24 protein-coding genes are annotated in these 23449 nt (G+C 61.9%); 12 read left to right on the top strand and 12 right to left on the bottom strand.

Annotated features, from left to right (window positions below):
- The first annotated feature begins 38 nt into the window (after positions 1 to 38).
- Positions 39 to 1400, top strand: a complete 1362-nt coding sequence (locus BLU37_RS12355; RefSeq protein WP_408003662.1) for a Fic family protein — start codon at positions 39 to 41, stop codon at positions 1398 to 1400.
- 43 nt (positions 1401 to 1443) lie between these two features.
- On the opposite strand, the gene maiA is transcribed toward BLU37_RS12355, so the two are convergent.
- Genes maiA through hmgA form a run of 3 tightly spaced genes read right to left on the bottom strand, consistent with a single transcriptional unit; the run spans position 1444 to position 4701 of the window.
- On the bottom strand, positions 1444 to 2082 hold the full coding sequence (maiA, locus tag BLU37_RS12350; RefSeq protein ID WP_090205186.1) for a maleylacetoacetate isomerase: 639 nt from the start codon (positions 2080 to 2082) through the stop codon (positions 1444 to 1446).
- A gap of 12 nt (positions 2083 to 2094) precedes the next feature.
- Positions 2095 to 3399, bottom strand: coding sequence for a fumarylacetoacetase (fahA, locus tag BLU37_RS12345; protein WP_090205183.1), 1305 nt, complete (start codon positions 3397 to 3399; stop codon positions 2095 to 2097).
- A 3-nt stretch (positions 3400 to 3402) separates the two neighbouring features.
- Positions 3403 to 4701: a homogentisate 1,2-dioxygenase gene (gene hmgA / locus BLU37_RS12340; protein ID WP_019360205.1), complete on the bottom strand. Its 1299-nt coding sequence runs from the start codon at positions 4699 to 4701 to the stop codon at positions 3403 to 3405.
- 181 nt (positions 4702 to 4882) lie between these two features.
- Between hmgA and BLU37_RS12335 the strand changes: the two genes are divergently transcribed.
- Complete coding sequence (locus tag BLU37_RS12335) at positions 4883 to 5674, top strand: IclR family transcriptional regulator (RefSeq protein WP_090205180.1); 792 nt, start codon at positions 4883 to 4885, stop codon at positions 5672 to 5674.
- Between the two features lie 112 nt (positions 5675 to 5786).
- Here BLU37_RS12335 and BLU37_RS12330 read toward each other — a convergent pair whose 3' ends face one another.
- The 6 genes from BLU37_RS12330 to BLU37_RS12305 form a co-directional block, all read right to left on the bottom strand.
- The gene (locus tag BLU37_RS12330; RefSeq protein WP_090205177.1) at positions 5787 to 8336 is read right to left on the bottom strand and encodes a LuxR C-terminal-related transcriptional regulator; all 2550 of its coding nucleotides are present in this window, start codon (positions 8334 to 8336) and stop codon (positions 5787 to 5789) included.
- Positions 8337 to 8551: 215 nt separating this feature from the next.
- Positions 8552 to 9919, bottom strand: a complete 1368-nt coding sequence (locus BLU37_RS12325; RefSeq protein WP_090205175.1) for a DUF1329 domain-containing protein — start codon at positions 9917 to 9919, stop codon at positions 8552 to 8554.
- Positions 9920 to 9943: 24 nt separating this feature from the next.
- Entirely contained in the window at positions 9944 to 11728 is a 1785-nt protein-coding gene (locus tag BLU37_RS12320) for a DUF1302 domain-containing protein (protein WP_090205172.1), read from the bottom strand.
- A 552-nt stretch (positions 11729 to 12280) separates the two neighbouring features.
- Positions 12281 to 13192 (bottom strand): SDR family oxidoreductase, encoded by a 912-nt coding sequence (locus BLU37_RS12315; protein ID WP_090205169.1) that lies wholly within the window; start codon positions 13190 to 13192, stop codon positions 12281 to 12283.
- A 135-nt stretch (positions 13193 to 13327) separates the two neighbouring features.
- On the bottom strand, positions 13328 to 14014 hold the full coding sequence (locus tag BLU37_RS12310) for an LrgB family protein (protein ID WP_010445195.1): 687 nt from the start codon (positions 14012 to 14014) through the stop codon (positions 13328 to 13330).
- On the bottom strand, positions 14004 to 14390 hold the full coding sequence (locus BLU37_RS12305; protein ID WP_010445197.1) for a CidA/LrgA family protein: 387 nt from the start codon (positions 14388 to 14390) through the stop codon (positions 14004 to 14006). The genes BLU37_RS12310 and BLU37_RS12305 overlap by 11 nt, the downstream gene beginning before the upstream one ends.
- Before the next feature lie 97 nt (positions 14391 to 14487).
- Between BLU37_RS12305 and BLU37_RS12300 the strand changes: the two genes are divergently transcribed.
- Positions 14488 to 15384 (top strand): LysR family transcriptional regulator, encoded by an 897-nt coding sequence (locus tag BLU37_RS12300; protein WP_090205167.1) that lies wholly within the window; start codon positions 14488 to 14490, stop codon positions 15382 to 15384.
- On the opposite strand, the gene BLU37_RS12295 is transcribed toward BLU37_RS12300, so the two are convergent.
- Positions 15365 to 15820, bottom strand: coding sequence for a flavodoxin (locus BLU37_RS12295; protein WP_019360213.1), 456 nt, complete (start codon positions 15818 to 15820; stop codon positions 15365 to 15367). The two genes, BLU37_RS12300 and BLU37_RS12295, sit on opposite strands and share 20 nt — an antisense overlap.
- 155 nt (positions 15821 to 15975) lie before the next feature.
- On the opposite strand from BLU37_RS12295, the gene BLU37_RS12290 reads away from it, so the two are divergent.
- Together BLU37_RS12290 and BLU37_RS12285 are read left to right on the top strand one after the other, a co-directional pair.
- On the top strand, positions 15976 to 16440 hold the full coding sequence (locus BLU37_RS12290) for a PAS domain-containing protein (protein ID WP_010445203.1): 465 nt from the start codon (positions 15976 to 15978) through the stop codon (positions 16438 to 16440).
- Positions 16441 to 16507: 67 nt separating this feature from the next.
- Complete coding sequence (locus BLU37_RS12285) at positions 16508 to 17134, top strand: hypothetical protein (protein ID WP_090205164.1); 627 nt, start codon at positions 16508 to 16510, stop codon at positions 17132 to 17134.
- Here BLU37_RS12285 and BLU37_RS12280 read toward each other — a convergent pair.
- Positions 17131 to 18090 carry a MerR family transcriptional regulator gene (locus BLU37_RS12280; protein ID WP_090205161.1) on the bottom strand — a complete coding sequence of 320 codons (960 nt, stop codon included), beginning with the start codon at positions 18088 to 18090 and terminating at the stop codon, positions 17131 to 17133. The genes BLU37_RS12285 and BLU37_RS12280 overlap by 4 nt on opposite strands.
- Positions 18091 to 18303: 213 nt before the next feature.
- On the opposite strand from BLU37_RS12280, the gene BLU37_RS12275 reads away from it, so the two are divergent.
- From BLU37_RS12275 to BLU37_RS12250, 6 genes are all read left to right on the top strand, one after another.
- A complete protein-coding gene (locus BLU37_RS12275) occupies positions 18304 to 18873 on the top strand; it encodes an antibiotic biosynthesis monooxygenase (RefSeq protein WP_029533718.1) in 570 nt (189 codons plus the stop codon).
- A 102-nt stretch (positions 18874 to 18975) separates the two neighbouring features.
- Entirely contained in the window at positions 18976 to 19686 is a 711-nt protein-coding gene (folM, locus tag BLU37_RS12270) for a dihydromonapterin reductase (RefSeq protein ID WP_090205158.1), read from the top strand.
- A gap of 24 nt (positions 19687 to 19710) precedes the next feature.
- Positions 19711 to 20271, top strand: a complete 561-nt coding sequence (folE, locus tag BLU37_RS12265) for a GTP cyclohydrolase I FolE (protein ID WP_090205155.1) — start codon at positions 19711 to 19713, stop codon at positions 20269 to 20271.
- Positions 20272 to 20643 carry a dihydroneopterin triphosphate 2'-epimerase gene (gene folX / locus BLU37_RS12260; RefSeq protein WP_090205153.1) on the top strand — a complete coding sequence of 124 codons (372 nt, stop codon included), beginning with the start codon at positions 20272 to 20274 and terminating at the stop codon, positions 20641 to 20643.
- 71 nt (positions 20644 to 20714) lie between these two features.
- Positions 20715 to 21011 (top strand): DUF1244 domain-containing protein, encoded by a 297-nt coding sequence (locus tag BLU37_RS12255; protein ID WP_019360219.1) that lies wholly within the window; start codon positions 20715 to 20717, stop codon positions 21009 to 21011.
- A complete protein-coding gene (locus tag BLU37_RS12250) occupies positions 21004 to 21342 on the top strand; it encodes a HopJ type III effector protein (RefSeq protein ID WP_090205152.1) in 339 nt (112 codons plus the stop codon). Before BLU37_RS12255 ends, BLU37_RS12250 begins: the two co-directional genes overlap by 8 nt.
- Positions 21343 to 21418: 76 nt before the next feature.
- Here BLU37_RS12250 and trxB read toward each other — a convergent pair whose 3' ends face one another.
- Positions 21419 to 22381, bottom strand: coding sequence for a thioredoxin-disulfide reductase (trxB, locus tag BLU37_RS12245; protein WP_090205149.1), 963 nt, complete (start codon positions 22379 to 22381; stop codon positions 21419 to 21421).
- Positions 22382 to 22683: 302 nt separating this feature from the next.
- Here trxB and cysZ point away from each other — a divergent pair, with 302 nt between their 5' ends.
- The gene (gene cysZ, locus BLU37_RS12235; RefSeq protein WP_090205146.1) at positions 22684 to 23439 is read left to right on the top strand and encodes a sulfate transporter CysZ; all 756 of its coding nucleotides are present in this window, start codon (positions 22684 to 22686) and stop codon (positions 23437 to 23439) included.
- Positions 23440 to 23449 lie beyond the last annotated feature (10 nt).

The raw sequence follows: 23449 nt of genomic DNA, 5'->3' as shown, positions 1-23449 counted from the left end.
TCATCGCTATGCTCATTTCAAATTGGAGATTTTTTGAAATGAGCACGATCAAGGCTCCACCACCGACTCTCCTGAGCCCCTATACCACGATCATCGAGAAGCACATGGGGATGTTCGAGGTGTATCTGGAACTGGCACAGGCGATCGATATCAAGGGACGCTACCAGCATTTCGACGAACTTCGTTTTCGCTGGCCCAAGGGGGTGGATCCACAACTGGCCTGGGCTGTCGTCAAAGCAGAACGCCAAAAACAACAAAGGCCGCTGCTATCGCTAGGCGCCCCTGCACTTCCTTGCCCCCTTCTCTATACACCGGCGATGCATATCGCCATTTCCGCCTGCGATCAGCACACGACTACCGCCGCCTTGGAATGGATGTGCTCTAGAATTGGCGAGGAAAAGCACCTGCAGTACCTGCTCAAGGACCTTATTGAAGACGAGGCAATCAGCAGCAGCCAACTGGAAGGCGCCGCGACCACGACCAAGGCGGCCAAGGAGCTGTTGAAGCGGGTACGAGGCGCCAGGACGCCTGATGAAAAGATGATCATCGGCAATTTCAAGATGATGAAGCTGGCCTGGGAATGCCGGGATCGTGAACTGTCGCTGGAGCTGATTAACGAGCTGCACCAGGCCGGAGTCGAAGGCATCGATGATGAACACTACCGTCCCGGAGCCCTCAGGAATGACGATAGCGTGGTCATCGAGGATGGTCGGGGCGATGTGGTCCATCAACCACCACCTGCAAAAAATCTTGAGGGGCGTCTTCGCTTGATCTGCGAATGGATCAACACCAACCATTCAGACATGAACAACCTCAACTATATTCACCCGCTGGTGAAGGCGATCATTCTCCATTTCGCAATCGGCTTCGAGCATCCGTTCCATGATGGCAACGGCCGCGTCGCCCGCTCGTTGTTCTACTGGTATCTGTTCAAAAGAGGCTTTGGGGCCTTCCGCTACATCGCCATCAGCACCTTGCTGAAAACGGCCCCCATTCAATATGGAAAGAGCTACCTGTACACAGAAACAGACGATATGGACCTCACCTATTTCGTTGACTACCAGTGCCGAGTCATCACCCGCGCCATCAGTGAATTCAAGAAAACCTACGAAGCCACAGTCGAGTCAATGACTCGGTTCAACACATTCCTGTATGAATCCGGCCTCTACTCAACGCTCTCGGAAAAGCAGCGCGTCATTTTTAATGTCGCAAAATACGGTGCTGCGCAGCAATTCACCGTCACGGGCGTAAAAGACAATCTCGGTTGCGCCTACAACACGGCGGCGACGGTATTGAGCGGCCTGGTCGACTTGAATCTGTTCAGGAAGCGCAAGGTGGGTAATGAATGGATCTATGAAATGATGGACACAACATCCATCCAGAAAAACTGTAAGGCCTGAAGTGGCCACGACCAGGAACGGCGGGCCCCTCAGGTAGCAGTCTTCACGCCGGAGTATCCGGCTGGTTCGCCGGATGAGCCTCAAGGAACGCCGGATGCTGCTGTGCCAGCGCTGCGACCCGGCGAATTCGCGGATAGGCCTCCAAGGAAATCTTGAAGCGCTCGGCCGCATACAACTGCGGAACAAGATAGACATCGGCCAACCCCGGCTCGCTGCCGAAGCAGTAGCCGACGTCGCCGATCAACTGCTCGACCGCCGCCAGCCCCTGGCTGACCCAATGCCCGATCCAGGCCTGAACCTGCTGTTCGTCATGTCCCCACTGACGCAGCAGGTTGAGCACGCTGACGTTGTGCAGCGGATGGATATCGCAACCGATCAACGCCGCCACCGCCCGCTCCTGCGCCCGGGTCGACAGATCGCGGGACAACAGCGGCACCTGGGGATAACGCTCGTCCAGGAACTCGATGATCGCCGGCGACTGGGTCAGCAGGTGACCGGTATCGGTACGCAACGCCGGTACGCGCCCCTGCGGATTGAGCGCCAGGTAGACCGGCTGTCGATGCTCACCGCCGCCCTCGGCGATCAGGTTGATCGGCTGCGCATGGTAGTCCAGGCCCTTGAGCGCCAGGGCGATGCGTACCCGGTAGGACGAGGTCGAGCGGTAGTAGGTGTAGAGTTCCATGGCGGATTCCTCTCAACGGGCCGACTGGATCTTGCCGCGACACTCGCCAAAACCGATGGACGCGAAACCTTCGCGGCGGCAACGAGCACGCAGGATGATTTCGTCGCCATCTTCAAGGAATCGGCGCAGTTCGCCCGAAGGCAGTTCCACCGGTTTCTTGCCGCCCTCGGTGATCTCCAGCAGGCTGCCGAACTGACCGGCCTCGGGACCGGACAAGGTACCCGAACCGAACAGGTCGCCGGCCTGCAACTGGCAGCCGTTGACACTGTGGTGTGCAACCATCTGCGCCACGGTCCAGTACATATGGAGAGTGTTGCTCAAGGTCAGGCGCTGGGGCGGCAGTTGCTGCTCGCGCATCGCTTCGGTCTGCAACAGCACTTCCAGTTCGATGTCGAAGGCACCGGATGCCTGGTCCCGCTCATCGAACAGGTACGGCAGCGGTTGCGGATCGCCCGCCGGACGCGCTGGCTGGGCCTTGCGGAACGGCTCCAGGGCCTCGGCGGTCACCACCCAGGGCGAGATGCTGGTGATGAAGCTCTTGGACAGGAACGGCCCCAGCGGCTGGTATTCCCAGGCCTGCACGTCGCGCGCCGACCAATCGTTGAGCAGGCAATAGCCGGCAATGTGATCGGCCGCATCGGCAATGGCAATGGTGTCGCCCATGGCATTGCCCGGGCCGATCCAGATCCCCAGTTCCAACTCGTAATCCAGGCGCGCGCAAGGGCCGAACACCGGCTCGCTTTGTCCGGCTGGCAGGGCCTGCCCCTTGGGCCGGCGCACCTCGGTGCCGGAGGGGCGTACGGTCGAAGCCCGGCCGTGGTAGCCGACCGGCACATATTTGTAGTTGGGCAGCAGCGGGTTGTCGGGACGGAACAGCTTGCCGATGTTCTGCGCATGCTCGATGCCGACGTAGAAGTCGGTGTAATCACCGATCTTCGCCGGCAGGTGCATGACGCAATCCGCCGCCAGCGGCAGCAACTTCGCTCCCAGGGCTTCGATCCGGTCACGCAGGCGGCTGTTTTCCTCGAACAGTTCCAGCAAGCGTTGGCGCAAGGCCTGGCGCGCGCCGCGGCCGAGTTCGAAGAAGGCGTTCAGTTGTCCGCAACGGGTGGCTTCGACCGCCGTTGCGGCCGCACCGTCGAACAGACCGGCGTCCAGCGCCGCCTGCAGGTCGAAGATATGCTCGCCGATCGCCACGCCACTGCGTGGGGCCGAGCCCTGATAGCTGAAGATGCCCAGGGGCAGGTTCTGCAACGGGAAATCGAGGTGCCCGTTGGCGGACGCGACCCAGCTGCACGCAAGGTTTGGTTGACTCATGGGTTATCTCCGATCCGGGGTGAAGGTGTTGGGCAGGCTGGCCCAGCAGGCGTCGTAGTCATTCTGCAACTGCGGGCAGTCCAGGGCGAAGCGGCTCGGACGCAGCACCTGGCTGGTCTCGAACATGAAAGCCATGGTGTTGTCGATCTTGCTCGGCGCCAGCTCGGCGGCGATCGCCTTGCTGCAGGTTTCGCCGTCCGGGCCATGGGCGCTCATGCAACTGTGCAGGGACGCACCGCCCGGCAGGAAACCTTCGGCCTTGGCATCGTAGGCGCCCTGGATCAGCCCCATGAATTCGTTCATCAGGTTGCGGTGGAACCAGGGCGGACGGAAGGTGTTTTCGGCAACCATCCAGCGCGGCGGGAAGATCACGAAGTCGAGGTTGGCCATGCCCGGCACGCTGGTCGGCGAGGTCAGCACAGTGAAGATCGACGGGTCGGGATGATCGAAACTGACGGTACCGATCGTGTTGAAACGCCGCAGGTCGTATTTGTATGGCACGTTGTTACCGTGCCAGGCGACCACGTTCAGCGGCGAGTGATCCAGCTCGCAACCCCACAGTTCGCCGAGGAATTTCTGCACCAGGGTGGTCGGCTGCCGGCGCTCTTCGTAATGCGCCACGGGCGTGAGAAAATCACGTGGGTTGGCCAGGCCATTGCTGCCGATCGGCCCCAGGTCCGGCAGGCGCAGCGGCGCACCATGGTTTTCGGCGACATAACCTCGGGCCTGGGCATCGAGCAGTTCGACGCGGAATTTCAGGCCACGGGGCAACACGGCGATTTCCAGCGGTTCGAGTTCCAGGACACCCAGTTCGGTGGCGATGCGCAAGCGTCCCTGTTCCGGCACCAGCAGCAGCTCGCCGTCGGCATTGAAGAACACCCGCTCCATCGAGCGGTTGGCGCGGTAGCCGTAGATGCTGATGCCGGCCGGTTTATCCGCCGCCGAGTTGGCGACCATGCTCACCAGGCCATCGATGAAATCCGTGGGTTGCTGCGGAATCGGCAGAGGGTTCCAGCGCAGACGGTTGGGAGTCACCTCGCCCAGCGGGCCACCCGCCAACTGCCGTTCGAGCTTGGCGAACGCCGGGTGATTGGCCGAGGGCTGGATGCGGTATAGCCAGGTCCGGCGGGCTTCGCTGCGGGACATGGTGAACGCAGTGCCGGACAACAGTTCGGTGTAGAGCCCATAAGGCGCTTTCTGTGGCGAGTTCTGGCCCACAGGCAGCGCACCGGGCAACGCCTCGCTGCTGAATTCATTACCGAAGCCGGACTGATAGGCCAGCGTCGTCGAGTCGGGATGCATGGCGCCTCCTGGTGGAGTGGACCCGTGGCCGGCGACCCGATCACGGACGCGCAGCAAGGTCGGTTGTTTTTATTGAGCCGAAATTATGAATTGCGTAATTCGATTGTGCAAAACGTAATTTGATTGCCTATGCGCGTCAAGCTATAAAGACGGCCATTCGTCCCGGGATCACATTGCCTCCATGGAAAAGCCGCGCAGCAGCGACAGCAACGCCAAACAGAAAGTCCGCTCGGCCGAGGTCGGTACCGACATCCTCAAGGCCCTCGCCGAGCTGTCGCCGAGCACCTCGCTGTCGCGCCTGGCCGAGCACGTGCAGATGCCGGCGAGCAAGGTGCATCGTTACCTGCAGGCGCTGATCGCCAGCGGTTTCGCCGAACAGAACGTGGCCACCAACCATTACGGCCTCGGGCGCGAGGCCTTGCGGGTCGGCCTGGCCGCGCTCAACAGCATGGACGTGCTGCAAGTGGCGGCCATGCCCGTGGCGGAGTTGCGCGATGACCTGAATGAAAGCTGCTTCCTGGCGGTCTGGGGCAATCACGGCGCGACCGTGGTGCATATCGAGCCGGCAGTGCGCGCGGTGACGGTGGTGACGCAACTGGGCTCGGTGCTGCCGTTGCTCAGTTCCTCCACCGGATTGGTGTTCAACGCCTTTCTCCCGGATCGCGAGACCATCGACCTGCGCGAAGCCGAACTCAAGGCCGGCCATCCGCACCCGCTGGCCGATGCCGCCACCTATGCGGCGACCTGCGAACAGATCCGCCGACGTGGACTGCATTTCGTCAATGGTCTGCTGATGCCGGGGGTCGATGCCTTGTCGGCGCCGGTGTTCAATGCCCTGGGGCAGGTGGCAGCCGTGTTGACGGTGGTCGGCCCGACGTCGTTGTTCCCTGCCGATGAAAAAGGCCCGGCAGCCCAGCGCCTGCTGGCGGCCAGCGAAGCGATCAGTTGGCGGATGGGCTACCAGAAAAACTGAAGCGGCAGCGCCTGCAGGAGCCGGGTTGCTGGCGATAGCACTGCATCGGGTACTACTGATCCCACTGAACGCGCAGCAAACCGACTCCCACACAAGCCGAGCGGCGTTGTGCCTAGCCCATCAGGCCCAGCGCCTTGGCCTTGGCCACCGCCTGGGTGCGCCGCTCGACGCCGAGCTTGCTGTGAATCCTGCGCGCATGGGTTTTCACCGTGTGCAGCGAGATGAACAACTGGTCGGCGATCTGCAGGTTGGAACTGCCCTGGGCGATCAGCTTGAGCACTTCCAGTTCGCGCTGGCTCAGCGGATTATCACCACTGGCGACCAGCTCCTCCTCGACGCCCAGTGCCGACAGCATGCCCGGTTGACGCAGGCGCAACTCCCGCAGCGCCTGCTGCAGATTGCAGCGGCCGACCAGTGCCAAGCCCTCGCCGAGATGGCTCTTGGCCAAGGCGCCATCGCCCTCCAGGAAGGCCACTTCCGCCAAGGCCAGGCGGATCTCCGTTTCGATGCCTTGCATGCCCCGGCGCTGCGCCTGCTCCAGTTGCCGCGCCAATGACTCCAGCGCAGCGACCGGCTTGCGCTGGTAGACCTGGGCCAGGACCAGCAGGTATTCGAGGCGCGGAACCAACTCCAGGCTCGCTGGCGGCGCCTGTATCGCATTGGGTCCGTGATAGTGGCGCAACACCCGGGTCAGCGCCTCGTCCGCCAATTCGGGACGTCCCTGCTGCAACCAGAAATGGCTGCTGATCAACAGCAGCACCGCGCGGTAGACCGTGTCGGGAATATGCCGCTGTTGCATCAACCGTTCGGCGTCGCGCAGACGGACGAAAGCCTGTGGATAGTTGCCGTGGTTGGCATCCAGCAGCGCCAGCCCCAGAAACCCATAGAGCGCCTGTTTATCGTGACAGCGCAGGCATTCGTCGAGCCCGGCCTGGAAATATTCGGCAGCTTGCAGGTCCTGCCCCTGACGCAAGGCCAGACGACCTTGGCGCAGGGCCACGCGACCGCGCAACGGGCCGGTGAGGTAGTGCTTGGCGACCAGCAAGGCCTGGATATTGTCCAGTAACGCCGCACTGCGATGCAGTGCGCCGCGCTGCTCCAACAACTGTGCATGGTCGAGTTCCAGCAGCGCCTCGAACAACAGCGAACCTTGCGCACGCGCCAGGCACAGGGCCTCCCGGCTCAAGGCGTGGGCCTGTTCCAGCTCACCATTGAGCAGGGCCTGCTGGGTCAACCCGGACAGACAGAACAGTCGAGCCGGCCAGGCCGCCGGCGGCAATTCCTGGAGCGCATCGAGAAAATGCTCGCGAGCCGGCCCCGTCCGGCCCTGCAAATGCAGCAGCCACCCCTGCTGCGCCTGCCAGCGCGCCACCAGGTGCCGCTGCGCCACCAACGACGGTTGTGGTGCGAAGCGGGCCATCTGCTCGATGCTGCGCGTCGCGTCGTCGAAACGCCCGGCAAACAACAGCGCAGTGGTAATCAGCCCAAGCAGGTGTGGCGTGCCAAACAACAGCTCGTCCGGACGCTGCTCATGCAGGCGCAGCAACAACGGGACGTTCTGCCCCTCGAACAGGTAGTCGAAACTGAAGTTGTGCAACAGGCTCGCGGCGACTTCCAGTTCTTCGGCAGCCAGGGCCTGCTCCACCGCCGCCTGCCAATCGCCCCGGGCACTGAACCACTGACAGGCGCGACGATGCCAGGAGCGCGCAGCCGGCCAGGGTTCGTCACGCAGCAGCAGGGTCAGCGGGGCAAATATGCGCAACCATTCGGTGGAGTCCTCCCAGGGTTCGACAAAGCACCCCAGTTCCTGCAGGGTACGCATCCACTGGGCGCCCTCCCCGGCCCCGAACAGATGCTCACAGAGGTCAGCGTTGAACCGTGGCAGGTGCGCCAGAACCCGCCAGGCCTCGGCCAACTCGGGCGCCAGCACATCGAACAGTTCGTGCTGCAGGTAATCGAGCAGGGTCGCCGAGCGTCGCGAGCCGGCTTCCGGATCGTTGGCGAGCCAGGCTGGCGCTTCCAGCAGCGCGACCCGTACACCGGCGCACCAGCCACCGGTGTACTGGCTGATCCGCTCGATGCACTGGGGCGATACCTCGACCGTCGGATTGACCACCAAACGTTCGATCTCGCTACGCTCGAAGGCCAGTTGCACCGCACCGACCTCATGGAGTTCGCCCTCCAGCAACAACCGTGGCCAGTTGCAGTGTGGGCGCCGCCGTCCGCCCAGCCACCAGCTCAGCATCGGACTGCTGACCGCCAGCAGACGGTCGAGCAGTTGATCCAGCGCCGGGTCGGGCAGGCGACAATAGTCGTCGAGGAAGATCCAGGTCGGCGTGGTCCAACGGGCCAGCCGCGCCAGCAGACTCGGCTCGTCCCATGTCCCTTCCAGGCCCAGCGCTTCGGCCAGGATCGCGCAGAAGGCATCGGGCGCCAGATTCGCACCGGCCAGGGGCAGCCAACATACGCCACAGTCGGCGGGCGCCTTCAGCAAGCATTCGGCCAGCAGTGCGCTCTTGCCGCTGCCGGCGGGAGCGCACAGCAGACGGACCCGAGCCTGGGACTCGATCAGCGGGACACTCAAGCGTGGGCGCGATACATGGCGGGAGGACAGGCGAGGCAGGAACCCGGGACGATCCAGACGCGGGGTCATGGCGGTCATTGCGGCAGCCTTTCTTGGTTTTATCCGCCTACCCTATTCCTGTTCGAGCCCTGCCATGAACAAGTATTCAGGAAGCTTATCGGACCCCATAAAAAAGATTCAGGAGAGCCCTCCACACCATGGAAACCGGCGTGCCGGCGATAGCGGCGGGTCAGTCAATGAATGCGTTGAATGACCGATCGCAATCGCCGGCAAGCCGGCTTCCACAAGGGGTCTCAGCGTACCCCGCTGGCCCGCAGTGCCGCCGGAGTGTAGTCCGCAGCCTTGCCGACGAAGCCGAACTGGAAGCTGTGCTTCTCCTCGTTCTTCATGCCCAGGGCGATGTAGCGACCGGCAATCAGGTCATACAGGGTTTCAACGGTATAGGCCGGCACCTGGTGGTCATAGTAGAACTGCGCATGCCCCTCAGCCACCCGCCACAGTTGGCCGCGACCATCGTAGTGATCCACCAGCGCGATCTGCCAGCTGTCCTCGTCGATATACATGTGGCGCTTGGCGTAGATATGTCGCTCGCTCGGCTTGACCGTACCCTCGATTTCCCAGACCCGGTGCAGCTCGTAGCGGGTCAGGTCCTGGTTGATATGACCGGCCTTGATCACGTCGGTGTACTTGAGGTTCGGCGAATCGAGTTTGTAACTGTTGTAGGGAATGTACATCTCCTTCTTGCCGATCAGTTTCCAGTCGTAACGATCCGGGGCGCCGGAGAACATGTCGAAGTTGTCCGAGGTGCGCAGACCATCGGAGGCGGTGCCCGGACCGTCATAGGCGACTTGCGGCGCGCGACGCACACGGCGTTGGCCGGCGTTGTAGACCCAGGCCAGGCGTGGTTCCTTCACCTGGTCGAGGGTTTCGTGCACCAGCAGCACGTTACCCGCCAGGCGCGCTGGTGCGGTGACTTCCTGTTTGAAGAAGGTCAGCACGTTGGCGCCCTTGTCCGGTGCCAGGTCCGGGATTTCCGAAGGCACAGCCGCTTCTTCCTCGAAAGTGATCGGGGTGAAGGAGCCGTTGGTCTGCGGCGTCGCCTGGGTGATGGTGCGCCGCAGGTTGCCGCCGTGATAACGGGTGATATGGTTCCACAGCACTTCCACGCCGTTCTTTGGAATCGGGAAGGCGTAGTAGCGGTTGCCGGTAAAATTCGCCAGGCCGTTGCCGTCGTTGATCGCGGTGACGTTGAGGGCGCTGCGCTTGGCCGACTCAAGGACCGCCGGTGGCAGGGCGACAGTACGATGGGTCGGATAAACCGGGATCGTGTAGGTTTGCGGATAACGTTTGAACATCGCCATCTGGCCGTCGGAGAGCTTGGCCTTGTACTGGTCGGCGTTGGCCGCGGTGATCACGAACAGCGGCTTTTCATTGGCGAACGGATCGGCGAGGAAGCCCTTGGCGTCCACCGCGCCGGCGTTTTTCGGGATACCGCCGGTGTAGGCCGGGATCGAGCCGTCGGCATTGCCGGCCTTTTCCGCACCGATCGGGGTCAGAGTGGTGCCGAGCTTGGCCGCTTCCTCTGGAGAAACCGCCGCCATCACGTTGGCGGCCAGCAGGCTCAGGGCCAGGGCGCCGCATTGCAGAATCATCTTGCGCATAAAGTAGTCCTTATTCAGCCTTGATCAGAAGTTCGCGCCGACACTGAGTGCCAGGAAGTCGCGATCAATCAGGGTGTTGTAGCGGCCACCGAAAAAGTCGGTGTAACTGAGGCTGGCGGTGTAGGTGTTGCGGTAGTCGGCATCCACGCCGATGCTGACCGCCTTCGCCCCCTCGTTGAACAGGCCGTTGGGGCCGTAGCCCTTGACGTCGTGGGACCAGGACAGGTTGGGCTTGAGGTTGATCCCGGCAAACACGTTGCTGTAGTCGAGGATCGCCCGGGCGCGGTAGCCCCAGGAAGTGGCGGTGACGTAGCCACCGGTGTCGCCCTGGAAGCCGTAGGCGCCATAGACCGAGTCACGCCCGTAGCGCAGCGTGTCCTTGGACTCCAGGCCACCGACGTAGGTGATCCCGGCCTCACCCACCAGAGTCAGGCGATCGGCGCCCAGGACCTGGTCGAAGAACTGGGTAAGGGTAGTTTGCGCCTGGGTGATTTCCTTGCGGCGGTAGCCGACGTTGTCGGATCCGGCCGTGGTACGGATCGGTGAGGCCGCGCCACCGGCAATCGGATTGAGCAGGGCCAGGGTCAGGTCGGTGGTGTTGAGCTGTACCGGGGCGTTGGGACGATAGCTGATCTCGCCGCTCCAGGCGGTCCCGGTGGGCAAGGTGGTGGAGAAACTCGCCCCGTAGAGACGGATATCCTCCGGGTATTCCAGGTAGTACTGGCCACGTCCCAGCATGATGCTCTGGGCCAGACCGGTGCGGAAGGCGGCGGGGGTCAGCGGCAGGATGCTGCCAAGCGCGTTGATGGTGCCCTGGCCCGCCGTGGTGGTACCGACCGTCGGGGTCCGGCTGTGATAGTTCATGAAATAGAGGCCGTATTCGGTGTCATCGCCCAGCCAGCGCAGGGCAATACCGAACTGTCCGCCATCCCGCGCCTCCCGATCCTTGCTGCGTTGCACGACAACGCCTTCGGAGGTGACTTCAAAACCCTGGCCAAAGGCAGCAGCCAGTGGTTGCAACGGCGCAATGGCCGGGCTGCCGACGGTGTAGTTGTTGTTGCAGCCGTGTTGCACCACGTCGTTGGCGAAGAAGGTGCCGCAGTTATCGACAACCGTGTTCTCCCAGTTCAACTGGTAGAACCCCTCGACCGTCAGTGCATCGGTCAGGCTCTGGGAAGCGAAGAGCATGTTGACCGGAATCAGGCCTTCCTTGATCTCGGCTCCAGGCCGGCGGAAGGCCGAAACGTCGATCGGGTTGATGCTGTTGATCGAGTTGCCGATGAAGGTGCTCTCGCCCCAACTGACCACCTGCTTGCCCAGGCGCACGGTGCCCGGCAGGTCGGCAATCGAGTAGTTGTGATAGACAAAGGCATCGAGCAGTTCGATGCCGGAGGAGCGGGCGCCCTCATCGCGGTGATGATCGCTGAGGTCCTTGAACTGGCGATCGCCGTCCGCCAGTTCGAAGTCGTACCAGTACTTGCCACGCACGAACACGCCGGTGTCGCCGTATTTGAGCTCCAGATCATGGATGCCCTTGACGATCTTCGAGAAGGTCTCGCCCTTCTTGAAGTTCAAGCGTCCGTCATCACCCGTGGAAGCCTGGCCAGTACCACCATTGGGGGTCCCGACCAGCGACTTGTCGGCATCACGCATGCCCCAGCTCGCACCGACCGACAGGGACGAGTCGAATTTGCCCTCGATCTCCCCGATATTGAACGAAACCGCGTTGGCCTGGGCGCTCGCTCCCAGTGCCACGGCAACCGCCAGCGCCTGTGGCGTGAAGATGGCGCGCATTGTTGTTTTTGTCATGCGTCTTCCCCGGTGTGTGACAGAAGGCTTCACCCTACGCACCGCCAGCGGGAGCGATAAGCGCACCAAGGAGGTATTTTCGTTGTACCTCCAAAGGATGAATGGCCGCACGGGCATGGGCTCGCAAGGCACTATCGAGGGGCTGGATAACGCGCCATAGCGCCCATGGATGGAACCCGTCGACGCGACAGGCGACCTCGGCACCGCCCCGGATGACTGTTACGTCTGGTGCAACAGTGATTGTCATGAGACGCACTGTTTCAGGGCGCGGCAATTCCCTATTCTTGCCGGGCGTTCAAGGGGAATCGTTCGCAGGGTCAACGCTTCGGGAGAGGTTCCAGCAGCGAGTCATCGACTCTGCACCGAGGGCGCTCAAGGCCATTGCGGCCATCCCGGTTTCGATATCGGCCCGGATGCGAGCCGATCGTCAAGCGCTTCACTGATGGTGTTTTACCGACGTTGATTTATCGCTCCTTGATCAAACGTCTTCCCTTGGCCGCTGCGTTGACAGCGGCCTTTTTTATGGCCGGCGTTATCCAGCCACAGGGTCTGTCAGCCGCTGTATTTTTGCAGGTTGGCCATCATTTGCTGCAGCGACTCGGGCGTATCGTCGGGATGCACGGCATTGTCGAAATCGCAGATCTTCTGCCAGTTGGCAGCCACCTCATCGACCCCGAAGCCGTTGTGCGGATCGAAACCGACCCCCAGGCTACGCTCCCAGCGGGTCTTGCCGATCCAGCCGCCACCGACTTCGAACAGGCCGGAGGTTTCCTCGCACTGCTCGCTGCCGAGGAACACCACCAGGGGACTGATCAGTTCCGGCTTGAGCAGTTCGAACACCTGCGGCGGGATCAGGCCTTCGGTCATGCGCGTGCCGCCCGTGGGCGCAATGGCATTGACCAGAATGTTGTTCTTGCGCCCCTCGATCGCCAGGGTCCGGGTGAGCCCGTAGAGCCCGAGCTTGGCCATACCGTAGTTGGACTGGCCGAAGTTGCCATAGATACCGGAAGTCGAGGAGGTGAAAATCACCCGACCATAGTTCTGCTCCCGCAGGTGCGGCCAGGCGGCGCGGGTCACCTTGTAGGCACCTTCGACATGCACCCGGTAGACCAGCTCCCAGTCGGTATCCTCCATCTTGAGGAAGGACTTGTCCCGCAGGATCCCGGCGTTGTTCACCACCACATCGACGCGGCCGAAGGCGTCCAGAGCGTTCTGCACGATCTTGTCGCCATCGGTCACCGAATCATGGTTGGCGACGGCAGTGCCGCCAGCCTCACGGATCTGTGCCACCACCTGATCCGCCGCCGAGGCACTGGCACCTTCGCCATGGCTCGAACCGCCGAGATCGTTGACCACCACCCGCGCACCGTGGCGGGCGAACAGCAATGCATGGGCACGCCCCAGGCCACCGCCGGCTCCGGTGACGATCACCACTTTATCTTCGAAGCGCACAGACTCACTCATACAGGTCTCCAGCCAGGGGCAATGGGATACAGAGCCTGAGTGTCGGACACGGGGCATCGGGTCACAATAAATACGGTTGGGGGTGAATGGTGCGCAATAAGGCAGAGGGATAGTCCGCACGCCCCTGCCGCCGACTCAGATCAGCATCGCCAGCAAGGGCGCGGCAAACAGGTTCAGCAGACCGGTCAGGACCATCACCAGACCGGCGACCGTGCCCTCCTCGCCGCCGGCTTCGCGGGCCCGACTGACCCCGGCGCCATGGGCACCGATGCCTAACAGCGCACCCCGCGCCAGACTGCTGCGCAACGGCAGCCATTTGAGCAAGACACCACCGACCATCGCGCCGAACACGCCGGTGATCAGCACGAACACCGCCGTCAGTTCGGGCACGCCGCCCAGATCCCGAGCCAGGGGCATGGCGAAGGGGGTCGTGATCGAACGCGGTACCAGCGACAAGGTCAAGGCACTGTCCAGCGACAGGGCGCGGGCCAATCCGTAGGAGCTGCCGATGGAAGCCACGCTGCCGGCCAGCATGCCCAGCAACAATGCCGGCCAATGACGCACGATCAGGCCCCGCTGCTGCCAGATCGGCACCGCAAAAGCGACGGTAGCGGGCCCCAATACCAGGATCAGCCAATGGGTATCACGCGAATATTCGGCATAGGCGGTATGCAGCGGAATGGCTACCGCCAGCAGGATGACCGGCACCAGGATCAGCGGCGACAACAGGTAACGTCCCGTGCGACGGTAGCTCCAGCGGCTGAAGACATAAGCCGCCAGGGTCAGCGCCAGCCAGAACAGCGACATCCACTCAAGCTTCATGACGGCTGCTCCAACGGCAAACGAATTCGACGGTGAAGGCCGTCGCCAGCATGACCAGCAGGGTACTGCACATGATCACCAGCAGGATCCGCCAACCGTCCTGGCGCAACATCGCGCCATAGTCCAGCAGGCTCATCAGCGCCGGGATGAAGAACAGCAGCATTTCCGCCATCAGCCAGCCAGCGCCCAACTGCAGCGTGGCCGGGTTGACCCGGCCCGAAGCGAAGGCCAGCAACAGCAGCGCCAACCCGATCACCCCAGCGGGAATCGGCCAGCCGGTCCAGGCTGCCACCTGGTCACCGAGCAGATAGAGGCCGCACAGCACCGACAGTTCGGCGAGCAGGCGAGCGGTTTTTTTCAGCAGTGATCTGTTCATCGGATTCAGGCCCTCAATGACGAAAATTCTAGAGCCGGACCTTTCATCCCAAAAGCGAATTGTTAGACTTCCATCCATTCCAAATTGGAATTTGCTTATGGAATTCAAACAACTGCGCAGTTTTGTCGAAGTGGTTCACCAGGGCGGATTCACCCAGGCCGCCAAGACCTTGCACATCAGTCAGTCGGCGGTAAGCAAGCAGGTCGCCCAACTGGAGCACAGCCTCGGGGTCACGCTGCTGGATCGCCAAGGGCCGAAGGTGCTGCCAACCGCCGCCGGTCGGGTGGTATTACAGCGGGCCGAAGAAATGCTGCGCCTGCGCAGCGGGCTGCTGCACGAGCTTGACGATCTGAGCCAGTTGGCCCGGGGAGAATTGCGCCTGGGTCTGCCACAACTGGGTGGCGATACCGTGTTCGCCGGGCTGTTCGCCGAGTATCGACGGCGCTACCCGAATATCTCGATCCAGTTGCTCGAAGGCGGCAGCCTGAGCATCGAGCCGGCGGTGTTGAGTGGTGAACTGGAGTTGGGCGCCGGCCTCACCCCGAACAATCCGGCGTTCGACTGCCAACCGTTCTGCGACGAGCCGCTGGATGTACTGCTGGCGATCGACCATCCGCTGGCCGAGGAAGGCTCGATTCGCCTGGAGCAACTGGCCGATACGCCGTTCCTGCTCTATCAGCGCAGTTTCGTGCTCACTCACCGCCTGATCCAGGCCTGCGAACGGCTGGGGTTCACGCCCAAGGAGAGCGGGCGTAGCGGCCAGGCGGACTTTCTCGCCGCACTGGTGGCCGCAGGACAAGGCGTCGCCCTGATGCCCAGCGTGGTCGCGCGTTCCCTGGTACGCCCTGGCGTGGTCCGCCTCAGCTTGAGTTCGCCCACCGACCTGCGCTGGGATATTGCCTTCATCTGGCGCCGGGGTGCCTATCTCTCGCAAGCCGCCCAGGCCTGGCTGGCACTACTGCGCGAACGGCCAATCAGCCTTTCAGTGCGCTGATGAATTCGGCCAGCCAGGGCTCGGCATCGGTCTCCGGCGTGACCGTTTCGCTGGCGTCCAGGCGCAGCATCGGCTGGAGCTCACGCAGGCCGAGTTCGGCGAACAGTTCACGCAACTGCTCGCCGCCCCCGCAGAAGGTGTCGCCATAACTCGAATCGCCGAGGGCGATCACCGCACCCGGCAGGCCGCGCCAAGCCGCCGGCAACTGATCGCGAATGGCGTAGTAGAGCGGCTGGATATTGTCCGGCAGTTCCCCCATACCGGTGGTGGAGGTCACCGCCAGGAATGCCTCGGGAGCGAACGCCTGGAGGTCGGCCAGGGTGGCGCGTGGATCATGCCAGGCCTCTAGGCCGGCCTTATCGAGAATCCGCTTGGCGTGACGGGCAACTTCTTCGGCGGTGCCATAGACCGAACCGGAAAGAATGGCGACTTTCATCAATCTCATCCTGGAGCTGAGTAAAAGCCTGGGATACTAACAGATGAGAAATATTCTTACTGAAATTACCGCTGCAGGTCGCGGTGAGCATTGACCATTCGAGACATTTTCTTACACTGGTATCGTATGACAATGGACTGCGGACTATTCCAACAATGATCAATCCGAAACTGCTGCAACTGGTCATCAATGCTTCCAACGAAGGTATCGTCGTGGCCGAGCAGGAAGGCGAAGACAACATCCTGATCTACGCCAACCCGGCCTTCGAGCGCCTGACCGGCTACAGCAACGAAGAAATTCTCTATCAGGACTGCCGCTTCCTGCAGTCCGGCGACCGCGACCAGCCAGCGATGGAACTGATCCGCGAGGCCTTGCGGACCCGCACACCGTGCCGTCATATACTGCGCAACTACCGTAAGGACGGCACGCATTTCTGGAACGAACTGTCGATTTCGCCCGTGTTCAATGAAACCGACCAACTGACCTATTTTGTCGGCGTGCAGAAGGACGTGACTGCCCAGGTCAAGGCCCAGCAACGGGTGGCACAGCTGGAGGCACAATTGGCCGAGACCCGGGCAGAACTCGAAGCCCTGAAGGCGACCAACGGAATCAACCCATGACGCCACCCGTTGTCTTAAACGGCGCGCCCCGTCTACTTATGCACGTTTTACCCTGTCGAGCCCGATCATGCCGCGTACTGCCCTTCTGACTCAGGATGAGTTGGATTTCATACAGAACATGCAGCACAACCCCCAGCTCAACAAGCGCGATGCTTCGTCGAGCCTGCTGGTCAATGGCGTGTCGCAAATCCGCGACCTGCTGACCCGATTGGCGGCCCATGAGCAGGTCACCCTTCAGGCCAGTTTCGAAAACCAGAAAATCAGCTTCCCGCTGCATCTGGTGGAAGACGAATTTCATGCCCAGCATCTGCGTCTGGGCGTGCCGAGCATTTTCGAAGATGGCCCCCGGGTTCGCCCCTGGCGTCTGGCACTGGAGGCTCCGGTCTTCCTCGAAAACGTCCGCGGCCGGCAGGGCGCCCTGGCGGTGCGCGAAATTTCGTTCAAGGGGGTGTTGCTGGAAAGTCGCAAGGGCCTCAAGCCGCCCAGGCAGTTCAACCAGTGGTTCAGTCCGTCAGGCTATGAACGAATCGCCCTGCAGGGGTGCTTCGAGCGCGAAACCGAACAGGGCCTGTACGCCTACCGGCTCAAGCAGAACAACCCCGACGAAACCCAGCGCCTGCGCCAGTACATCCTGCAACAGCACCGCCTGGCTCACCCGGAGCTTCACGTCGCCGGGGCCCCGTGGCCAGTCTAGGTGTCGAGCCTGCCGGACAACAGTTGTAGCAGGCGTTGGCGCATCGACTGCCCCTCATGACCCAGGCAACCGATGCTGCTGCCTTCCAGCGCATCCTGCAGCACGTCCGAGACATCGCCGGCCAACATGAGCGGGCACTCCACCGCCAGCGCCAGACGATTCAGCCGCCGAGGCATATCCGAGGCCGGTGAACGATTGGAATACAGCACCAGCGCCCGGGGCCGGGCCTTTTCACAGATCAGTGGCAACTCATCGAGCGGCTGCCCGATGGCCAGCACGCTGACCGGGCACTCGCCATTACCGAGCAACAGCCCGGCGACCAGCAGCTCAAGCTCGCGACAATCGCCCGGCAACGCGGCCAGAAAGATCCGCTGCGAGGCAATGCCCCGGACCGATTGCAGCCGCTGCAACACCCGACCACGCAGGAAACTGTCGAGGAACAACCATTCGCTGGTATGGCCGAAATTGTCCCGCTGGCCACGCAACTCCTGCCAGAGCGGCATCAGGATATTCTGGAAAACCACCGTCAGCGGGTAACTGGAAAAGATCTGCCCATACAAGCGCTCCAGAGCCAGCTCGTCGAAGTTGCCGACAGCACTGCACAGTTGCGACTGGCAGTTGCTCCAGTCCTCGTGCAGAAACGGCAGCGGTCTGTCGGTAGCCAGTACTCGTACCGCAGCGCTTTTCGCCAGCAGCTTGCCAACCTTGCTGACCGCCACGCCGCGCTCGATCCAGCCGAGGATACTGCGCACCGTCTCGATATCGCTCATGGCGTAGAGCCGATGCCCACTTTCGGTGCGGGTGGGCTGGATCAGACCATAGCGTCGCTCCCATGCCCGCAACGTGACCGGATTAACGCCGGTCAGGCGCGAAACCTCCCGGATAGGGAACAGCTCTTCCTGCGTGAACGCAGGTAACGGCAGTTCTATTGCGGCACGTTCGGTGATCACGGTCATGTGGGTTTCACATCAATGTGTATAACTTTATCGATATTCTAGCCTAATACACCCTGCTTTCTTCAAATCTGAAACAACACGTTTAAAAACCTTGAGGTGTATTTCCGGCAAGGGAATGATTCTTGCATAATCTTACCACGCAGCCCATCACCCCGGTGCTGCGTTTCGCAACTGCCTTACCCAGGCAGCCTGCTCGTCTTGTGGAGATACATGATGTCTACCTCACCCGTCACCATGATGGTGGCCCGCCGCGTCGCCGACGGCCATTATCAGGACATGCTCGTCTGGCTCCAGGAGGGCGAACAACTGGCCACCGACTTCCCCGGTTATCTGGGCTCCGGTGTGCTCGCACCGCCTCCCGGCGACAACGAATTCCAGATGATCTTCCGCTTCAGCAATCCCGCGACCCTTCATGCCTGGGAACACTCCGCCTCGCGCAAGGCCTGGCTCGAACGTGGCAGCGACCTGTTCGCGCGGCCCTCAGAGCATCGCGTCAGCGGCCTTGAAGGCTGGTTCGGCCATGCCGACCAGCGCCCGCCACGCTGGAAACAGAGCGTGGCGATCTGGCTGGCGTTCTTCCCGGTCTCATTGCTGTTCAACTTCGTCCTGGGGCCATTGCTGGCCGAACTGGAACTGGTGCCACGCATTCTCGTCAGTACCCTGATGCTGACGCCGCTGATGGTCTACTTTTTCATTCCACTGTCCACCCGCCTGCTGGCAGGCTGGCTGCGCGGTACGACACCCCAGTCGTTGCCGGGCACGGCAGCGAACCGGGGACACTGAGTTCGGCGCAAGCTCGCAGCATGGTTGTCGAAGGCGTGTGGCTGGTATAGTTTGACCGTAACGTCAATCGACACCCCTTCATGGCCTTGCCGCGAGCCTTCGATGCCTTCGTCCACCGCCCCGATCCTGATCACTGGCGCCAGCCAGCGTGTCGGCCTGCATTGCGCAGAGCGGCTGTTGGCCGATGGCTGCCCGGTGATCGTCAGCTACCGCAGCGAACGCCCGGGCCTGCAGGCCCTGCGCGAGCAAGGTGCGATCACCCTGTTCGCCGACTTCGCCAGCGAGGCCGGCATCCTGGCCTTTATCGATAGCCTCAGGCAACACACCCGCAGCCTGCGGGCGATCGTCCACAACGCGTCGGCATGGCTCGCCGAAGCACCCGGAGACGAAAGCGAGGCCTTCACCCGGATGTTCAGCATCCACATGCTCGCGCCCTACTTGATCAACCTGCATTGCGCCGAACTGTTGCACCGCTCGCCCACAGCCGACATCGTGCATATCAGCGACGACGTGACCCGCAAGGGCAGCAGCAAGCACATTGCCTATTGCGCCAGCAAGGCCGGACTGGACAACCTGACCCTGTCCTTCGCCGCCAAGTACGCACCGCGGATCAAGGTCAACGGCATCGCCCCGGCCCTGCTGATGTTCAATCCTGACGACGACGCGGCGTACCGCGCCAAGACCCTGGCCAAGTCGGCCATGGGCATCGAGCCCGGTGCCGAGGTGATCTACCAGAGCCTGCGCTACCTGCTGGACAATCCCTATGTCACCGGCACAACCTTGACCGTCAACGGCGGCCGGCACATCAAGTAAGCCGCCCCGCGAGGAAACACTGCAATGAGCGCATCACTGCCCGAGCATTACCGCGAGATCCTCCAGGGTCTTGGCGAAGACCCTGATCGCGAGGGTCTGCTGGACACCCCGAAACGGGCAGCCAAGGCCATGCAATACCTGTGTCACGGCTACGCCGAAAGTATCGAAAGCGTGGTCAACGGTGCACTGTTCGCCTCGGATAACGACGAGATGGTGATCGTCAAGGACATCGAGTTGTACTCGTTGTGCGAACATCATCTGCTGCCCTTCATCGGCAAGGCCCATGTCGCCTACATTCCAACCGGCAAGGTGCTGGGGCTGTCGAAGGTCGCCCGGATCGTCGACATGTTCGCACGGCGCCTGCAGATCCAGGAAAATCTCACCCGGGAAATCGCCGAGGCGATCCAGCAGGTGACCCACGCCGCCGGCGTCGCGGTGGTGATCGAAGCGCAGCACATGTGCATGATGATGCGCGGCGTGGAAAAACAGAATTCGACCATGAACACCTCGGTGATGCTCGGCGCCTTCCGCGACTCGAGCACCACCCGCATGGAGTTCCTGCAACTGATCGGACGGAGCAAGTAAATGCCACAACTTCAACCGGGAATGGCCAGGATCCGGGTCAAGGACCTGCGCCTGCGCACCTTTATCGGGATCAACGAGGACGAGATCCTCAACAAGCAGGATGTGCTGATCAACCTGACCATCCTGTATGCCGCCCAGGAAGCGGTGCGCGACAACGATATCGACCACGCGCTGAACTACCGCACCATCACCAAAGCGATCATCCAGCATGTGGAGGGCAACCGTTTTGCCTTGCTTGAACGCATGACCCAGGAGCTGCTGGACCTGGTGATGAACAACGAAGCGGTGCTGTACGCCGAGGTCGAAGTCGACAAGCCGCACGCGCTGCGGTTCGCCGAATCGGTGTCGATCACCCTCGCGGCCAGCCGCTGACGCCTTGCCTGGCGCTCGCCGCGCCAGGCTTTTATCATCGCGCCCCACGTTCCCCCAGCACAGAGCCCATCATGACCGAGCAAGAACGCCTCGAACTCGAAGCCGCCGCCTTTCGCCGACTGGTTGCCCACCTGGACAACCGCAAGGATGTGCAGAACATCGACCTGATGAACCTCGCCGGGTTCTGCCGCAACTGCCTGTCCAAGTGGTACAAGGCCGAAGCCGATGAACGCCAGATCGAACTGAGCCTCGACGAGGCCCGCGAAGTGGTCTACGGGATGCCTTACGCGGAGTGGAAAGCCCTGCATCAGAAAGAAGCCAATGCCGAACAACAGGCGGCATTCGCCAAAGGAAAACCCCATGACTGATCTGAACACCCTGCGCGCCAGCCTCGACAGCGGCGAACACGTCTTTGCCGACACCCTGACCTTTATCGCCGCCGGCTACGATTACCAGCCCCAGGCCTTCAACAACGGTGGCGTGGAAAATGCCGCCGGGCAGAACGAAGGCTCGTGCAAGACCCTGGGTCTGGCCCTGCTCGAGGGCCTGAGCGACCAGCAGGCGCTGCTGGCCTTTGGCGAGCATTATCGTTCGGTACTGGCGACGCCCGAAGGCAGCGACCACGGCAATATCCGCGCGCTGATCAAGCACGGCCTGGCTGGGGTGAAGTTCACCGCGCAGCCACTGACACGCCGCTGAGCAAGACACGCCGTCGACTCCCACGACAGGCATAAAAAAACCGGCCCAAAGGCCGGTTTTTTTATTGAAGGCTCACTCAGAACGAAGCGTTCTGCAGGCCATCGAGGTAGCGCTCGGTGTCCAGTGCCGCCATGCAGCCGGCGCCGGCCGAAGTGATCGCCTGGCGGTAGACATGGTCAGCCACGTCGCCGGCAGCGAAGATACCTTCGACACTGGTCGCGGTCGCATTGCCTTCACGACCACCCTGCACCACCAGATAACCATCTTTCAGTGTCAGTTGACCTTCGAACAGCGAAGTGTTCGGGGTATGGCCGATTGCGATGAACACACCGTCGACCTTGATTTCGTCGAAGCTGCCGTCGTTGTTCTTCAGGCGGGCACCGGTCACACCCATGTTGTCACCCAGGACTTCGTCCAGGTTGGCGTTCAACTTGAGGATGATCTTGCCTTCAGCAACACGGGCATGCAGCTTGTCGATCAGGATCTTCTCGGCGCGGAAGGTTTCGCGGCGGTGGATCAGGGTCACGGTGCTGGCGATGTTGGCCAGGTACAGCGCCTCTTCCACGGCGGTGTTGCCGCCACCGACCACGGCGACCGGCTTGTTGCGATAGAAGAAACCGTCGCAGGTCGCGCAGGCCGAAACGCCCTTGCCCATGAACGTCTCTTCCGACGGCAGGCCCAGGTAGCGGGCGCTGGCGCCCGTGGCGATGATCAGGGCATCGCAGGTGAAGGTGCCGCTGTCGCCGACCAGGGTGTAGGGCTTCTTGGAGAAGTCCACCGCATTGATGTGGTCGAAGACGATTTCGGTTTCGAAACGCTCGGCGTGTTCGCGCATACGCTCCATCAGTGCCGGGCCGGTCAGGCCATGCACGTCACCAGGCCAATTGTCGACTTCGGTGGTGGTGGTCAGTTGGCCACCGGCCTGCATGCCGGTGATCAGCAGTGGCTTGAGGTTGGCGCGAGCCGCATAGACCGCAGCACTGTAACCGGCAGGGCCGGAACCGAGAATAATCACTCGCGAATGACGTACTTCAGACATGACTCACTCCTGTCGACCGCCCGTATGACACGGGGACGGAACGCCGGCATACCGGCTGGAATAAAAAAGGACTGCGAAAGCGCTTGGGGAAGGCTTGTAGCACACAGTCCTGAAAAATAATGTTGTGCAGCGTATAGAGGGGTCAAAGATTAAGGAAATACGCATTAACAATCCAGCTCATAGCAGGTCTCTATCCATAAGGACGTTTTGCAAGACGCCTTTGTTACCGTAAATGTCGACACTTTCACCGCCTCTGCAAAGCCGGTAAGGTCGGCGCGTTTTCCCACGTATCGGAGTCCGTTATGCCCGCACCCGTGATGTCCGGCCCACAATACCTGCGTGAGGGCCTGAAGCTGGTCCTCAGTCCAGGGCTGCGCCTGTTTGTCCTGCTGCCACTGCTGGTCAACCTGGTGCTGTTCTTCGGGCTGATCTATTTTGCCGGTCACCAGTTCAGCCTCTGGGTCGACCACCTGATGCCGACCCTGCCGGGCTGGCTGAGCTTTCTCAACTACCTTCTCTGGCCGCTGTTCGTGGTGCTGGTGATCCTGATGGTGTTCTTCAGCTTCACGATGCTCGCCAACATCATCGCCTCACCGTTCAACGGTTTTCTCGCGGAAAAGGTCGAGGTGGTGGTTCGCGGCAACGACAACTTCCCCGAATTCAGTTGGAGCGAACTGCTGGCGATGGTGCCACGGACCCTGGGCCGGGAAATGCGCAAGCTGGGTTACTTCCTGCCCAGGGCCATCGGACTGTTCATCCTGTCGTTCATCCCGGTGGTGAACATTATCGCCGCACCGCTGTGGCTGCTCTTCGGAGTGTGGATGATGGCAATCCAGTACATCGACTACCCGGCAGACAACCACAAGATGAGCTGGCAGGACATGCTCGCCTGGCTGCGCGCCAAGCGCTGGCAGAGCCTGGGCTTTGGTGGCTCGGTGTACCTGGTACTGCTGATCCCGTTCGTGAACATCCTGATGATGCCGGCGGCGATTGCCGGGGCGACTCTGTTCTGGGTACGCGAACGTGGGGATGAGGCGCTGGTGCCGACTTCGCGCTGATGCCCACTGT

Origin of the sequence: Pseudomonas asplenii, assembly GCF_900105475.1 — a bacterium.
Taxonomy (GTDB): Bacteria; Pseudomonadota; Gammaproteobacteria; order Pseudomonadales; family Pseudomonadaceae; genus Aquipseudomonas; species Aquipseudomonas asplenii.
This window is presented reverse-complemented; position numbering and strand designations above follow the sequence as displayed.

What these genes read in the sequence shown, in the direction of transcription:
- BLU37_RS12320 (WP_090205172.1), bottom strand. Translation starts at nt 11,728, where the DNA reads ATGACAAAAACAACAATGCGCGCCATCTTCACGCCACAGGCGCTGGCG.
- hmgA (WP_019360205.1), bottom strand. Translation starts at nt 4,701, where the DNA reads ATGCATCCCGACTCGACGACGCTGGCCTATCAGTCCGGCTTCGGTAAT.
- BLU37_RS12280 (WP_090205161.1), bottom strand. Translation starts at nt 18,090, where the DNA reads ATGACCGTGATCACCGAACGTGCCGCAATAGAACTGCCGTTACCTGCG.
- maiA (WP_090205186.1), bottom strand. Translation starts at nt 2,082, where the DNA reads ATGGAACTCTACACCTACTACCGCTCGACCTCGTCCTACCGGGTACGC.
- BLU37_RS12305 (WP_010445197.1), bottom strand. Translation starts at nt 14,390, where the DNA reads ATGAACAGATCACTGCTGAAAAAAACCGCTCGCCTGCTCGCCGAACTG.
- BLU37_RS12335 (WP_090205180.1), top strand. Translation starts at nt 4,883, where the DNA reads ATGGAAAAGCCGCGCAGCAGCGACAGCAACGCCAAACAGAAAGTCCGC.
- BLU37_RS12310 (WP_010445195.1), bottom strand. Translation starts at nt 14,014, where the DNA reads ATGAAGCTTGAGTGGATGTCGCTGTTCTGGCTGGCGCTGACCCTGGCG.
- folM (WP_090205158.1), top strand. Translation starts at nt 18,976, where the DNA reads ATGCCTTCGTCCACCGCCCCGATCCTGATCACTGGCGCCAGCCAGCGT.
- BLU37_RS12285 (WP_090205164.1), top strand. Translation starts at nt 16,508, where the DNA reads ATGCCGCGTACTGCCCTTCTGACTCAGGATGAGTTGGATTTCATACAG.
- BLU37_RS12275 (WP_029533718.1), top strand. Translation starts at nt 18,304, where the DNA reads ATGTCTACCTCACCCGTCACCATGATGGTGGCCCGCCGCGTCGCCGAC.
- BLU37_RS12330 (WP_090205177.1), bottom strand. Translation starts at nt 8,336, where the DNA reads ATGACCGCCATGACCCCGCGTCTGGATCGTCCCGGGTTCCTGCCTCGC.
- fahA (WP_090205183.1), bottom strand. Translation starts at nt 3,399, where the DNA reads ATGAGTCAACCAAACCTTGCGTGCAGCTGGGTCGCGTCCGCCAACGGG.
- BLU37_RS12355 (WP_408003662.1), top strand. Translation starts at nt 39, where the DNA reads ATGAGCACGATCAAGGCTCCACCACCGACTCTCCTGAGCCCCTATACC.
- cysZ (WP_090205146.1), top strand. Translation starts at nt 22,684, where the DNA reads ATGCCCGCACCCGTGATGTCCGGCCCACAATACCTGCGTGAGGGCCTG.
- BLU37_RS12250 (WP_090205152.1), top strand. Translation starts at nt 21,004, where the DNA reads ATGACTGATCTGAACACCCTGCGCGCCAGCCTCGACAGCGGCGAACAC.
- BLU37_RS12295 (WP_019360213.1), bottom strand. Translation starts at nt 15,820, where the DNA reads ATGAAAGTCGCCATTCTTTCCGGTTCGGTCTATGGCACCGCCGAAGAA.
- BLU37_RS12290 (WP_010445203.1), top strand. Translation starts at nt 15,976, where the DNA reads ATGATCAATCCGAAACTGCTGCAACTGGTCATCAATGCTTCCAACGAA.
- BLU37_RS12255 (WP_019360219.1), top strand. Translation starts at nt 20,715, where the DNA reads ATGACCGAGCAAGAACGCCTCGAACTCGAAGCCGCCGCCTTTCGCCGA.
- trxB (WP_090205149.1), bottom strand. Translation starts at nt 22,381, where the DNA reads ATGTCTGAAGTACGTCATTCGCGAGTGATTATTCTCGGTTCCGGCCCT.
- BLU37_RS12325 (WP_090205175.1), bottom strand. Translation starts at nt 9,919, where the DNA reads ATGCGCAAGATGATTCTGCAATGCGGCGCCCTGGCCCTGAGCCTGCTG.
- folE (WP_090205155.1), top strand. Translation starts at nt 19,711, where the DNA reads ATGAGCGCATCACTGCCCGAGCATTACCGCGAGATCCTCCAGGGTCTT.
- folX (WP_090205153.1), top strand. Translation starts at nt 20,272, where the DNA reads ATGCCACAACTTCAACCGGGAATGGCCAGGATCCGGGTCAAGGACCTG.
- BLU37_RS12315 (WP_090205169.1), bottom strand. Translation starts at nt 13,192, where the DNA reads ATGAGTGAGTCTGTGCGCTTCGAAGATAAAGTGGTGATCGTCACCGGA.
- BLU37_RS12300 (WP_090205167.1), top strand. Translation starts at nt 14,488, where the DNA reads ATGGAATTCAAACAACTGCGCAGTTTTGTCGAAGTGGTTCACCAGGGC.